This window comes from Xanthomonas euvesicatoria pv. euvesicatoria, assembly GCF_020880415.1.
GTDB classification, from domain to species: Bacteria; Pseudomonadota; Gammaproteobacteria; order Xanthomonadales; family Xanthomonadaceae; genus Xanthomonas; species Xanthomonas euvesicatoria.
The window spans coordinates 30,579-42,525 of the sequence record NZ_JAJIUJ010000053.1; the positions used below are offsets into that span (position 1 = coordinate 30,579).

The window sequence follows — 11,947 nt, forward strand, 5'->3', positions numbered from 1 at the left end:
GCACTCCGCAGGAATGGGGGTTTTTGGGGCAGTAAAAAGCCGATGGCCCCGTTATGGGGCCATCGGCGAGGTGTTGCAAGTAGCGTTCGGAAAGCGGTTATCCGCCAGCGAGGCCGAGGCCTGGCGAGGCGGCCAACGGACTCAGTCTCCGGACGCAGCCTTGGCGGGCGCCGGTTGCGCCTGGTAGATCAGATACGGCTCGGATTTATGCTCGATCACCGACTCGTCCACCACGACCTTGCTGACATTTTCCTGCGACGGCAGCTCGTACATCGTGTCCAGCAGCACCGATTCGACGATGGTGCGCAGGCCGCGGGCGCCGGTCTTGCGCTTGAGCGCCTTCTTGGCGATCGCAGACAGGGCATCGGGGCGGAACTCCAGCTCCACGCCTTCCATGTCGAACAGCTTCTTGAACTGCTTGGTGATGGCGTTCTTGGGCTCGGTCAGGATCTTGATCAGCGCCGGCTCGTCCAGCTCTTCCAGCGTGGCGACCACCGGCAGACGGCCGACGAACTCGGGAATCAGGCCGAACTTGATCAGATCTTCCGGCTCGACTTCGGCCAGGATCTTGCCCACTTCCTGCTTGCGCTCGCTGCTCTTGACCTTGGCGCCGAAGCCAATGCCGCCGGCATCGTTGGAACGCTGCTGAATCACCTTGTCCAGCCCAGCGAACGCGCCGCCGCAGATGAACAGGATGTTCTTGGTGTCCACCTGCAGGAATTCCTGCTGCGGATGCTTGCGGCCACCCTGCGGCGGCACCGAGGCAACCGTGCCCTCGATCAGCTTCAACAGCGCCTGCTGCACGCCTTCGCCGGACACATCACGGGTGATCGACGGGTTCTCGCTCTTGCGCGAGATCTTGTCGATTTCGTCGATGTAGACGATACCCTGCTGCGCCTTTTCGACGTCGTAATCGCACTTCTGCAACAGCTTCTGGATGATGTTTTCCACGTCCTCGCCGACATAACCGGCTTCGGTGAGCGTGGTGGCATCGGCGATCGTGAACGGCACATTGAGCAGGCGCGCCAGCGTTTCGGCCAGCAGCGTCTTGCCCGAACCGGTCGGGCCGACCAGCAGGATGTTGGATTTCGCCAGCTCGACGTCATCGTTCTTGCTGCGGCTCTCGATACGCTTGTAGTGGTTGTACACCGCTACAGCGAGCGTGCGCTTGGCACGCAGCTGCCCGATCACGTATTGATCCAGCACCTCGAGAATCTCGCGCGGCTTGGGCAGGCTGGAACGTGCCGACTGCGCCTTCTCCTCGAGTTCCTCGCGGATGATGTCGTTGCACAGCTCAACGCACTCATCGCAGATGAATACGCTGGGACCAGCAATCAGCTTACGGACTTCATGCTGACTCTTACCGCAGAACGAGCAGTAGAGAATCTTGTTGCTGTCGCCGGAACGACCTTGGCGGTCTTCGCTCATGCTTCTGTTACCCAGTTACCCCACCCGATGCACGGGGGTTCGATTTCGAGAATAGCACAGGGTCGGGAGGACATTCGCCCCGCCCGACCCTGCCGGTTTTTCCTACAATTTCAGTGACTTGACGATCAAGACGGCTGGATCGACTCTTCCGGACGACGCTCGAGCACCTGATCCACCAAGCCGTAGGCCTGCGCATCGACCGCGCTCTTGAAGTTGTCGCGTTCGGTGTCGCGCGCGATGGTCTCCAGCGATTGGCCGGTGTGCTTGGCCAGGATCTCGTTCAAGCGCGAACGCAGGGTCAGGATCTCGCGCGCGTGGATGTCGATATCGGTCGCCTGGCCCTGGAAGCCACCCAGCGGCTGATGGATCATCACGCGCGAATTCGGCAGCGCATAACGCTTGCCCGCCGCACCCGACGCCAGCAGCAACGCGCCCATCGAGGCGGCCTGGCCGACGCAGATGGTGCTGACGTCCGGCTTGATGTACTGCATGGTGTCGTAGATGGCCATGCCGGCGGTGACCACGCCACCGGGCGAATTGATGTAGATGCTGATGTCCTTTTCCGGGTTGTCCGCTTCCAGGAACAGCAGCTGGGCCACGATCACGTTGGCCATATGGTCGTCGATCGGACCGACCAGGAAGATCAGACGCTCCTTCAGCAGACGCGAGTAGATGTCGTACGCACGCTCGCCACGGCTGGTCTGCTCGACCACCATGGGCACCAGGTTCAGGGCTTTGGTCACAATGCTCATCAGTCTTCCCGTTGTGGCAGCGGCCCGTGCCGCTGCCCGTGTTCGACATCCGCACCCCAGACTGCGGGCGCGGTTCTTCTCTTACTGCCGGATCAGACGCGGATGGCGTCCTGGAACGACAGCGACTGCTCGGTGTGCTGGGCGCGCTCGGCGATCCAGTCGATCACCTGCTCTTCCATCACGCGGCTCTGCAGCCCGTTCATCAGTTGGGGGTCGTTGCGGTACATCTCAATGACCTGTTCCGGCTCTTCGTAGGTCGAAGCGATCAGACGCAGCGTTTCGCTGACGCGCTTGGACTCCAGGCGCAATTCGTTGCGGCGCGCCACCTCGCCCACGAGCAGGCCGACCAGCACGCGCTTGGCGGCGGCATCCATGAATCCTTGGTGCGCGTCGGCCGGCACCTGACCCGGATCGCGACCGCTGCGGCGGACCTGCTCGACCTGCTGGGCCAGCATCGAACGCGCTTCGTTCTCGACCAGGCGCGGCGGCATTTCGACATGCGCGTAGGCGGCAATCAGCTGTTCGCCCACTTCGCGGCGCAGGCGGTTCATCAGCGCACCCTTGAGCTCGCGCTCCAGGTTGGTACGGATATCGGCGCGGAACTGCTCGGCATCGCCACTCTTCACGCCAAAGCTCTTGATGAACTCCTTGTCCACTGCCGGCAACACCGGCTCGGAGACTTCGACCGCCTTGACGTGCACCTGCACGGTCTTGCCGGCCAGCTGCGGCACGCGCCATTCGGCGGGGAAATCGACGGTCAGGGTCTTTTCTTCACCCTTGGTGAGGCCTTCCAGACCCTTTTCGATCTGGTCGAACATCACGCCCGAACCCAGCACGCTGCTGCCGGTCTCCACGCCTTCGGCGGGCAGACGCTCGTCGCCGGCCTGCGACCAGGTCTCCAGCGCCACCAGGTCGCCGACCTGCGCACCGCGCTCAACCGGATTCCAGGTGCGGCGCTGCAGGCGCAGGTTTTCGATCATCTGGTCGATGTCGGCATCGGTCACTTCAGCGGTCGCGCGCACCACCGACAGCTTGGTCACGTCGATGTCGCCGAAATCCGGCACCACTTCGAAGGTGGCGACGAAGTCGAAATCGGTCTCGCCCTGATCGATACGCGGATTGCCGGCCAGGCGCAGCGAATGCTCGCGCACGGCCGAATCGAAGGTCTCGCGCAGCAGGCCTTCCATCGCCTCGGCACGCACCTGCTGACCGAAGCGCTGCTCGATCACCTTGGTCGGCACCTTGCCGGGACGGAAGCCCTTGATGCGCGTGGTCCGCGCAAGCTCGCGCAGGCGGCCACCGACGTGCGTCTCCAGGCGCTCCTGCGGCAGGGTGAAGGTCAGGCGGCGTTCCAGATTGCCGGTGGATTCGATCGATGCTTGCATGTTGACTCCTGCCACCGACAGCGCACAGCGTCGGCACGAGATGGAAGATGCGGGTTGACGGATGGCGAGAATGCCGCCGAGCCTTGTAGTTTCGCCGATAACGGCGGCCGCTGCCAGCGGCATGCGTGCAGCTGCCTCACGGACAGAAGCGACCGGTTTGCAGGAAATGCAGCGGCCGGAACCCACACGGCCGCGCGGCGTTGGTGCGAAAGGGGGGACTCGAACCCCCACGCCTTGCGGCGTCAGAACCTAAATCTGGTGCGTCTACCAATTCCGCCACTTTCGCAATGCCGTAGATGCCCGGCTATTGTTGCAGGGATGCCGGTAAAGAAAAAGCGCTGCGAGGCCTGGGCGCGTGATGACTGCAATGGGCATGGGCTGCTTGGCGCGATGACTTGAGGCTTCACGCAATGCAGGGGGCGGCAGCGGCTAGCCCCGCCTGAATCCAGACAAAGCCCGTGTTCGCTACCGGCACATTGCAGCAACCGGATTTGTGAAAATTCCGTTAATTCCATTCCGGGGGCAGCAATTGCAATGACAGACCGATATCGCCAGATCGTGGCACTGTCGCGCGATTGCATCAAAGAGATCGACCTGGATGGGCGAATCACGTCGGTCAACCGCAACGGACTGGTCGGACTTGGGGCCAGTTCTGCGGATCAGGTTGTTGCCCGCCCCTGGCGCGAGCTGTGGCCACCCGAGGCGGCGGCCATGGTGGATGCGGCCATGGCCGAGGCGGCCAAAGGCGCAACCCGGGAATTCGAGGCCAGCTGCGTGAACCTGGCCGGCGTACGCCAGACCTGGCAGGTCGTTACCAGCCCATTGTTCGACGAGCTGGGCAAGGTCGAGGCCATCCTGGCGGTGAGCAGGAATGTCTCCGACCGCCGCGCGCTGGAGGCAGCCTTTCACACCCTGGACAGCACCCTGTCGGCAGAACGCGCGTTTTCCACCAGTGCCCTGGTGCTGGCGCGCGCGCGCGAAACCTCGCTGTCGACCGAGCTGCACAGCCTGCGCGACTTGCACGAGCGCATCGAAGGCGACCTGGACATCGCGCGCGCCGCGCAGAACGCCGCCGAGAAGATCTCCGAGCAGGCGCAGAAAGGCGAAGCGGTAGGACAACTGCTGGCCGGCGTGGTCCACGACTTGAACAACGTGCTGCAGGCTGCCACATCGGCGATCGACCTGGTCGTGCAGCGCGCGCAGATCGACGCGCACGACGCCAAGTTGCTAAGCGTGGCCGACGCGGCGCTTCAACATGGCTCGGTGATGGCGCAGCGCCTGGTCGGCTTCTCGCGTCAGTACCCCTACAGCCCCGAAGCGGTGGACCTGGCCGAACTGGCAGAACAGCTCAGCCCGTTACTGGAACAGGTGGTCGGCGCAGACCTGCGGTTGCAGCTGCGCACCGCAGAGGGCGGATGCTGCGCGATGGTCGACCGCCACACCGTGGAGCGCGCCATCTTGAACCTGGTGATCAATGCGCGCGATGCCTGCACCAGCGGCGACTGCATCAGTGTGGAAACTGGCGAAACCTTCGTCACCGAGGAGCAGGCGCGACTGGCCAAACCGGCCGGGCACTACATGACCATCGCGGTTGCCGATACCGGGCACGGCATGGACAGCGTGGTGCAGGCGCGGTTATTCGAGGCGTACTTCACCACCAAGCACGCCAATAAGGGCGCTGGCCTGGGATTGGCGCAGGTCTACAGCGCCGTGCGCCAGGCCGGCGGTTTTATAGACGTCTTCTCGGCGCCGGGCCAGGGTGCGCGCTTCGTGCTGGCATTTCCGCGCGTGCAGCGAAGCTAGAGGCCTGTTGCAGGTGTTGCACGGACGCGCTGGTGAGTGACATGGCTGCTTCCTGCAACTGCTTGCAGATCGCGCAGAGCAGTTCGCGCACGCGCTCAGCACAGGCAACGATGTGGTGCAGGAGTGGCGCACGGCGCTACTTCTGGCATCGCCGACGATCTCACCGGGGTTCGATCGCTGACCGCGGCTGCGGCAAGCGCGCTCCAGCCAAGGCATTCGATAGCGAGCGTTGCCCAAGGGCGTTGTAAAGCCATCGGTATCCAGCCGGATCTTGCGCGGGCGACGCCAACCCTATCGCGGCCTCGATGCGTTCACAGCAGGCCAACGAGCGCGCCTCTGTTTTCAGTCCGGGAAAAAGAAAAGCACCTAGGCAGACGCCTAAGTGCTTTTGTTTGGTGGGCCGTCAAGGATTCGAACCTTGGACCTATTGATTAAGAGTCAACTGCTCTACCAACTGAGCTAACGGCCCTGAAACTGGTCGCACATTGTATGTGCATTTTTGCTTCGTTGCAACACCCCGTGACACATCGGGTCAAACATTCCTGCAATCGCTTGTCATCAGTGGGGTGGCTGAGGGGACTCGAACCCCCGACATCTGGAATCACAATCCAGTACTCTAACCAGCTGAGCTACAGCCACCACTGAAAACCTGCTTCCTACCGTACCGCCGATGGCGCGCCCGACAGGACTCGAACCTGTAACCGCCGGCTTAGAAGGCCGGTGCTCTATCCGGTTGAGCTACGGGCGCCCGGACCGAACTTCGCATTCCCACGCCGTCGAAAGCTCGGAATGGTCGGGGTAGAGGGATTCGAACCCCCGACATCCTGCTCCCAAAGCAGGCGCGCTACCAGACTGCGCTATACCCCGGCGGGACCTTTCAATCCCGAAGGCTCGAAATGTCGGCTATTTTGGGAATGATTGGCCTCGCTGTCAATCACCCTGTGTAACTTGAACGATCAGCTATCCTCACACCAACGTTCGCCAGTAGGGTGAGCACTATTTTCATGGAGAACATGCATGCGTAGCGGTAACCCTGCCCTTCGGGAATCCACATTCCTCGACTCCGGCTCCGGCTCGATCGTCACCCGCGACGGTCAGGCGATGACCCTCAACGGCACGGTCAACAAGACCGGCGCGTTGTTGCTGATGGCGGTGATCACGGCCGCCTTCGCCTGGTCGCAATCGATCGGGGCCGATGGCATGCCGCTGCCCGTCGCGCGCATCTACATGATCGCCGGCGCGATTGGCGGCCTGGTATTCGCGCTGGCCACCAGCTTCAAGCCGACCTGGGCACCGATCACGGCGCCGCTGTATGCATTGATCGAAGGCTTCTTCCTCGGCTCGATCTCTGCGGTGTACGAAGCGCGCTTCAACGGCATCGTGTTCCAGGCCGTCCTGCTCACCTTTGGCACCCTGTTCGCGCTGCTGTTCGCGTATCGCAGCGGCATGATCAAGGCCACCGAGAACTTCAAGCTGGGCGTGGTCGCAGCCACCGGCGGCATTGCACTGGTGTATCTGGCGACCATCGTGCTGGGCTTGTTCGGTGTGCGCATCCCTTTCATCCACGACTCGGGCCTGATCGGCATCGGCTTCAGCCTGTTCGTGGTGGTGGTGGCAGCACTGAACCTGGTGCTGGACTTCGACTTCATCGAGAGCGGCGTCGAGCACGGTGCGCCCAAGCACATGGAGTGGTACGGCGCATTCGGCCTGATGGTGACGCTGGTGTGGCTGTACATCGAGTTCCTGCGCCTGCTGTCGAAGCTGCAGTCGCGCAATTGAGCGGGGAATCGGATTGGGGAATCGCAACAGCGTTTCCCCTGCGCTCGATGACCGAGGACGGCTCAGGAGGAATCCCGAGCAAACAGAAAGGGCGCCTAGGCGCCCTTTCTTTTTGTGCAATTTGCCAGTGCGCTCAGAGGCGGCTGGCGATGGCCTTGGCAAAGCCCATGGTGTTACCGGTGCCGCCCAGGTCGGGGGTCAACGAATCCTTGGCTTCCAGGGTAGCGACGATGGCTTCGCGCAGGCGCTCGGCGTTCTGCGGCTGACCGATGTGGTCCAGCATCTGCGCTGCGCCCAGCAGCAGCGCGCACGGGTTGGCCTTGCCCTGCCCTGCGATATCCGGCGCCGAGCCGTGCACGGCTTCGAAGATCGCCGCGTCCAGACCGATGTTGGCACCCGGGGCCAGGCCCAGGCCGCCGACCAGACCGGCGCACAGGTCGGAGATGATGTCGCCGAACAGGTTGGTAGTCACGATGATGTCGAACTGCTCCGGACGCATCACCAGCTGCATGCAGGTGTTGTCGACGATCATTTCCTGGAATTCGATGTCCGGATACTGCGCGGCGACATCGCGAGCCACCTTCAGGAACAGGCCCGAGGTCGACTTGATGATGTTGGCCTTGTGCACGGCGGTGACCTTCTTGCGGCCGGTGCTCTTGGCCAGCTCGAAGGCGTAGCGCACGATGCGCTCGGAGCCCTTGCGGGTGATCCGGGTGCCGGAGAACGCGGTCTCGCCATCCTCGGACACGGTCTGGCCTTCGCTCAGGTACGCGCCTTCGGTGTTTTCGCGGACGGTGATCAGGTCCACGCCGTCGGCGAAACGCGACTTGGTGTTCGGGAACGACTTGGCCGGACGCACGTTGGCGTACAGGTCGAACTTGCGACGCATGGCGACGTTGATCGAGCTGAAACCCTCGCCGACCGGCGTGGTCAGCGGGCTTTTCAACGCCACCTTGTTCTTGCTGATCGACGCCAGAGTGGACTCGGGCAGCAGATCGCCATGCTTTTCCAGGGCGACCAGGCCGGCGTCGGCGTACTCGTAGGTCAGGCCAGCCTGCAGCGCGTCGAGCACGAACAGCGTGGCATCCATGATCTCCGGGCCGATGCCGTCGCCGCGGATGACCGTGATTGTCTGCGTCATAACGTTGGGTTTCCGAACTTGAAGGGGGGAGCGCCAGCCGCGATAACCGGCAGAGCGGCGCAAGGAGGTTTCACGGGCAATTATGCCCGATGCCGGTGAAGGCGCCCAAACCGACCTTGGTCTAAGGGTGCAGGCGCCCGAACGCAACGCGCCGCCTCGGTGGGCGGCGCGTGCGTTACTCGCTTTGACGAACCCCGACCGACGCTTGCGCGCCGCAGTGACCCGTTCAGTCGTGTGCGTGCTGGGCCGGCGCCTGCGCACCGCCTTCGAGCTGGTCCAGGAAATCCACCGCGCGGCGAAGATGCGGGATGACAATGGAGCCGCCGACCACCAGGCCGACCGAGAAGGTTTCGAAGAACTCTTCCCGGGTCACGCCGGCTTCCTTGCACTGGGCCACGTGATAGCTGATGCAGTCGTCGCAGCGCAGCACCATCGAGGCGACCAGGCCGAGCAGTTCCTTGGTCTTCACGTCCAGCGCGCCGGCCTGGTAGGTCTGGGTGTCCAGCGCGAAGAACCGCCGCACCACCTGGTTCGGCTCGGCCAGGATGCGCTGGTTCATGCGCTGGCGGAATTGCGTGAACTCGCGCAGGCGGTCGGCGCTGCCGTCGTCGGGACCACTCATGCCTGGCCGCCCGCGCTGCCGGCCAGCAGCGGCTCGAGCTTGCCGGCACGATGCATGGCCATCATGTCGTCGTAGCCGCCCACGTGAACGTCGCCGACGAAGATCTGCGGCACGCTGGTGCGCTTGGCCAGGGCGATCATCCTGTCGCGTTCGGCCGGGTCCAGGTCGATCCGCACCTCGGTCCAGGTCTTGCCCTTGCTCTTGAGGAAGTTCTTGGCCGCCACGCAATACGGGCAAATGGCAGAGGAATACAGGGTGATCTGCGGGCCGGAGGCCGCATCCTGATCGGTATGGTCTTGGCTCACGGGAAACTCCGTGGTTGGTGTGAGGTCTGACACATGGTACCGGGCGACTGGAATTTCCATGTCGTCACCGCAACACTGTGGGTTAACCGATGATTCACGCCTCTGCGCCGGGCTGCCTGCATGCTCCGCGCACCACCTGGGAGTTCCACTTGCGCCTGCTACCGCTCGCCACTGCCCTTACGCTGGCCGTCGCCATGGGCGTGGCACCTGCGCAGGAAAGCCGCCTGCCCGATATCGGTTCGTCGGCCGGCGAGTTGCTGACCCCGGCCCGCCAGGCCGAATACGGCAGGATGACGCTGGCCGAGTTGCGCAACTACGACTACGTGCTGGACGACCCGCTGATCACCGACTGGCTGCAGACCATGGGCACCCGGCTGGGCGCCAACAGCGACCAACCGCAGCAGCCGTTTACGTTTTTCATGCTGCGCGACCGCCAGATCAATGCATTCGCCACGCTGGGCGGCTACATCGCCGTCAATGCCGGGCTGGTGTTGACCGCCGAGCGCGAGGACGAAGTGGCGGCGGTGCTGTCGCACGAAATCGCCCACGTCACCCAGCAGCACGTGCTACGTGGAGTGGAGCGAGCGCAGCGCGACCAGATTCCGATCCTGCTCGGCATGCTGGCGGCGGTGGTGGCAGCGCAGCAGGCCGGTGGCAATTCCAAGGGCGACGCCACCATGGCCACCATCACCAGCGCAATGGGGCTGATGCAGCAGCGCCAGATCGACTACACCCGCTCCAACGAATCCGAAGCCGACCGGCTGGGCATCCGCACGTTGGCGCGCAGCGGCTACGACGTGGATGCGATGGCCGGCTTCTTCGAGCGCATGTCGGTGGCGATGCGCGCCAACGAGGGCGGCTACAGCGCGCCGGATTTCCTGCAGACCCATCCGGTGACCGTCACCCGCATCAGCGAGGCCAAGTCGCGCGCCGAACAGATGAAGAAGAACACCGTGGTGCTGACCACCTCGGTGCCGGGCGGGACGCGCCAGGAGCGCGTAGACCCGGCCGACCCGTCGCTGTCGGAGCCGCTCAGTCGCAATGGCAACGCGCTGCTCCCTTACGCGCTGCGGTTGCCGGTGGATGCGCTCAGCCGCGGCGGCGACCAGCAGGGTTTCGATTGGGCCAAGGAACGCCTGCGTGTGCTCAGCGCAGCCACGCCGGATGCGGCCATTCGCGAGTACGAAAACCTGCGCCGCAGCGCCAAACAAGGCTTGAGCGATCCGCAGCGCTATGGCCTGGCGCTGGCGCGGCTGCGCAACAGCGGCGGGCGGCCGGGCGAGCCGATGGCCGAGCTGACCAGCCTGCTCGAGGCGCATCCGGACAATGTGTGGCTGGCGCTGGGCCTGAGCGAGGCGCAGGCGCGCGTGGGTCCGCGCGAGGCGGCCAATGCCCGCTTCGATGCGCTGCTCAAGCAATTGCCGAACAACCGCGCGGTTGCGCTGACCTATGCCACTGCGCTCAACGAGCAGGCCAGCAAGGAATCCGGCCAGCGCGCGCGCCAGGTGCTGGAACCGTTGTTGCACCGGAGCAGCGACGACCCATTGCTGCAACAGAGCTACGCGCGGGCCTGCGAGCTGTCCGGCGACCCATTGCGCGCCAGCGAAGCGTATGCGGAGGCGGCGTTCTTGAACGGCCGCGCCGAACAGGCCCTGATCCAGCTGGAAGCACTGAAGAAGAAAGATCTCGACTATGTGACACGGGCGCGCGTGGATGCGCGCATCGCCGCGATCACCCCAACCGTGCTGGAGTTGCGTCGCCAGGGGATCCGCGACCCGGATTTGTCCACGCGCTGATCGCCGATGCATTGCCGGCTGTTCACGACGACAGGGCATCGCGCGGCCGCCTCCCGGTAACGGAACTGCCCAGTCCGCTTCACGCCCCTGTTTCGCCACGCAGGCGCCGCCGCGGATGTCACATTAGAGTCACAAAACCGTAGTCTACTGGCGATCAACCAAAGCCAGACGGTAAGCCCCGCGTGCAGAAACGCATTCTGATCGTCGATGACGAACCCGCGATCCGCGATATGGTGGCGTTCGCGCTGCGCAAAGGCGAGTTCGAGCCCATCCATGCCGGCGATGCCCGCGAGGCGCAGACCGCCATCGCCGACCGCGTGCCGGACCTGATCCTGCTGGACTGGATGTTGCCGGGCACCAGCGGGCTGGACCTGGCAAGGCGCTGGCGCAAGGAGCAGCTGACCCGCGAGATTCCGATCATCATGCTCACCGCGCGCGGCGAAGAAAACGACCGCGTGGGCGGCCTGGAAGCCGGCGTCGACGATTACGTGGTCAAGCCGTTCTCGGCACGCGAGCTGCTGGCGCGCATCCGCGCGGTGATGCGGCGCACCCGCGAAGACGACGAAGACGGTAGCGTGGCGGTCGGCAAGCTGCGCATCGACGGCGCCGCGCACCGGGTGTTCGCCGGCGATGCGCCGGTGCCGATCGGCCCGACCGAATATCGTCTGCTGCACTTTTTCATGACACACCCCGAGCGCGTGTATACACGCACCCAGCTGCTGGACCATGTCTGGGGTGGCAGCGTGTATGTGGAAGAGCGCACCATCGACGTGCATATCCGCCGCCTGCGCAAGACGCTGGAACCGTTCGGGCTGGAAAACATGGTGCAGACCGTGCGCGGCTCGGGCTATCGTTTTTCCTCGGCGACCTGACGTGCCGCAAAGCCGCCCCGGCCGCAGTCCGGCCGGGTGGCTGCCTACCTGACGCTTCGTGGTA

At 64.1% G+C, this 11,947-nt stretch carries 10 protein-coding genes and 5 tRNA genes; 4 read left to right on the forward strand and 11 right to left on the reverse strand.

Annotation, left to right across the window (positions count from 1 at the left end; translation table 11 throughout):
- Positions 1-141: 141 nt before the first annotated feature.
- The 4 genes from clpX to LN450_RS09680 all read right to left on the reverse strand — a co-directional run bounded on the left by clpX (position 142) and on the right by LN450_RS09680 (position 3,851).
- The gene (gene clpX / locus LN450_RS09665) at positions 142-1,428 is read right to left on the reverse strand and encodes an ATP-dependent Clp protease ATP-binding subunit ClpX (RefSeq protein WP_003483788.1); all 1,287 of its coding nucleotides are present in this window, start codon (positions 1,426-1,428) and stop codon (positions 142-144) included.
- A gap of 125 nt (positions 1,429-1,553) precedes the next feature.
- The gene (gene clpP, locus LN450_RS09670) at positions 1,554-2,180 is read right to left on the reverse strand and encodes an ATP-dependent Clp endopeptidase proteolytic subunit ClpP (protein WP_002806026.1); all 627 of its coding nucleotides are present in this window, start codon (positions 2,178-2,180) and stop codon (positions 1,554-1,556) included.
- 92 nt (positions 2,181-2,272) lie between these two features.
- Positions 2,273-3,565, reverse strand: coding sequence for a trigger factor (gene tig, locus LN450_RS09675; protein WP_005913863.1), 1,293 nt, complete (start codon positions 3,563-3,565; stop codon positions 2,273-2,275).
- Positions 3,566-3,766: 201 nt separating this feature from the next.
- Positions 3,767-3,851: transfer RNA gene (locus tag LN450_RS09680), tRNA-Leu, on the reverse strand.
- Between the two features lie 248 nt (positions 3,852-4,099).
- Here LN450_RS09680 and LN450_RS09685 point away from each other — a divergent pair.
- Positions 4,100-5,368, forward strand: coding sequence for a PAS domain-containing sensor histidine kinase (locus tag LN450_RS09685; RefSeq protein WP_011346584.1), 1,269 nt, complete (start codon positions 4,100-4,102; stop codon positions 5,366-5,368).
- A 393-nt stretch (positions 5,369-5,761) separates the two neighbouring features.
- On the opposite strand, the gene LN450_RS09690 is transcribed toward LN450_RS09685, so the two are convergent.
- From LN450_RS09690 to LN450_RS09705, 4 genes are all read right to left on the reverse strand, one after another.
- Positions 5,762-5,837 (reverse strand) — tRNA-Lys (locus LN450_RS09690).
- Between the two features lie 93 nt (positions 5,838-5,930).
- Positions 5,931-6,007: transfer RNA gene (locus LN450_RS09695), tRNA-His, on the reverse strand.
- A gap of 32 nt (positions 6,008-6,039) precedes the next feature.
- A tRNA-Arg gene (locus tag LN450_RS09700) sits at positions 6,040-6,116 on the reverse strand.
- 42 nt (positions 6,117-6,158) lie between these two features.
- A tRNA-Pro gene (locus LN450_RS09705) sits at positions 6,159-6,235 on the reverse strand.
- A 150-nt stretch (positions 6,236-6,385) separates the two neighbouring features.
- Here LN450_RS09705 and LN450_RS09710 point away from each other — a divergent pair.
- On the forward strand, positions 6,386-7,147 hold the full coding sequence (locus tag LN450_RS09710; RefSeq protein ID WP_008575005.1) for a Bax inhibitor-1/YccA family protein: 762 nt from the start codon (positions 6,386-6,388) through the stop codon (positions 7,145-7,147).
- 133 nt (positions 7,148-7,280) lie between these two features.
- On the opposite strand, the gene LN450_RS09715 is transcribed toward LN450_RS09710, so the two are convergent.
- The 3 genes from LN450_RS09715 to grxC all read right to left on the reverse strand — a co-directional run bounded on the left by LN450_RS09715 (position 7,281) and on the right by grxC (position 9,215).
- Positions 7,281-8,288, reverse strand: a complete 1,008-nt coding sequence (locus LN450_RS09715; RefSeq protein ID WP_008575004.1) for an isocitrate dehydrogenase — start codon at positions 8,286-8,288, stop codon at positions 7,281-7,283.
- Between the two features lie 226 nt (positions 8,289-8,514).
- The gene (locus LN450_RS09720; protein ID WP_008575003.1) at positions 8,515-8,910 is read right to left on the reverse strand and encodes a carboxymuconolactone decarboxylase family protein; all 396 of its coding nucleotides are present in this window, start codon (positions 8,908-8,910) and stop codon (positions 8,515-8,517) included.
- Positions 8,907-9,215: a glutaredoxin 3 gene (gene grxC, locus LN450_RS09725; RefSeq protein ID WP_017158114.1), complete on the reverse strand. Its 309-nt coding sequence runs from the start codon at positions 9,213-9,215 to the stop codon at positions 8,907-8,909. The genes LN450_RS09720 and grxC overlap by 4 nt, the downstream gene beginning before the upstream one ends.
- 149 nt (positions 9,216-9,364) lie before the next feature.
- Here grxC and LN450_RS09730 point away from each other — a divergent pair, with 149 nt between their 5' ends.
- On the forward strand, positions 9,365-11,011 hold the full coding sequence (locus LN450_RS09730; protein ID WP_039416586.1) for a M48 family metalloprotease: 1,647 nt from the start codon (positions 9,365-9,367) through the stop codon (positions 11,009-11,011).
- A 182-nt stretch (positions 11,012-11,193) separates the two neighbouring features.
- On the forward strand, positions 11,194-11,883 hold the full coding sequence (gene phoB, locus LN450_RS09735; protein ID WP_003483753.1) for a phosphate regulon transcriptional regulator PhoB: 690 nt from the start codon (positions 11,194-11,196) through the stop codon (positions 11,881-11,883).
- The last annotated feature ends 64 nt before the right edge of the window (positions 11,884-11,947 follow it).

What these genes read in the sequence shown, in the direction of transcription:
- clpX (WP_003483788.1), bottom strand. Translation starts at nt 1,428, where the DNA reads ATGAGCGAAGACCGCCAAGGTCGTTCCGGCGACAGCAACAAGATTCTC.
- clpP (WP_002806026.1), bottom strand. Translation starts at nt 2,180, where the DNA reads ATGAGCATTGTGACCAAAGCCCTGAACCTGGTGCCCATGGTGGTCGAG.
- tig (WP_005913863.1), bottom strand. Translation starts at nt 3,565, where the DNA reads ATGCAAGCATCGATCGAATCCACCGGCAATCTGGAACGCCGCCTGACC.
- LN450_RS09685 (WP_011346584.1), top strand. Translation starts at nt 4,100, where the DNA reads ATGACAGACCGATATCGCCAGATCGTGGCACTGTCGCGCGATTGCATC.
- LN450_RS09710 (WP_008575005.1), top strand. Translation starts at nt 6,386, where the DNA reads ATGCGTAGCGGTAACCCTGCCCTTCGGGAATCCACATTCCTCGACTCC.
- LN450_RS09715 (WP_008575004.1), bottom strand. Translation starts at nt 8,288, where the DNA reads ATGACGCAGACAATCACGGTCATCCGCGGCGACGGCATCGGCCCGGAG.
- LN450_RS09720 (WP_008575003.1), bottom strand. Translation starts at nt 8,910, where the DNA reads ATGAGTGGTCCCGACGACGGCAGCGCCGACCGCCTGCGCGAGTTCACG.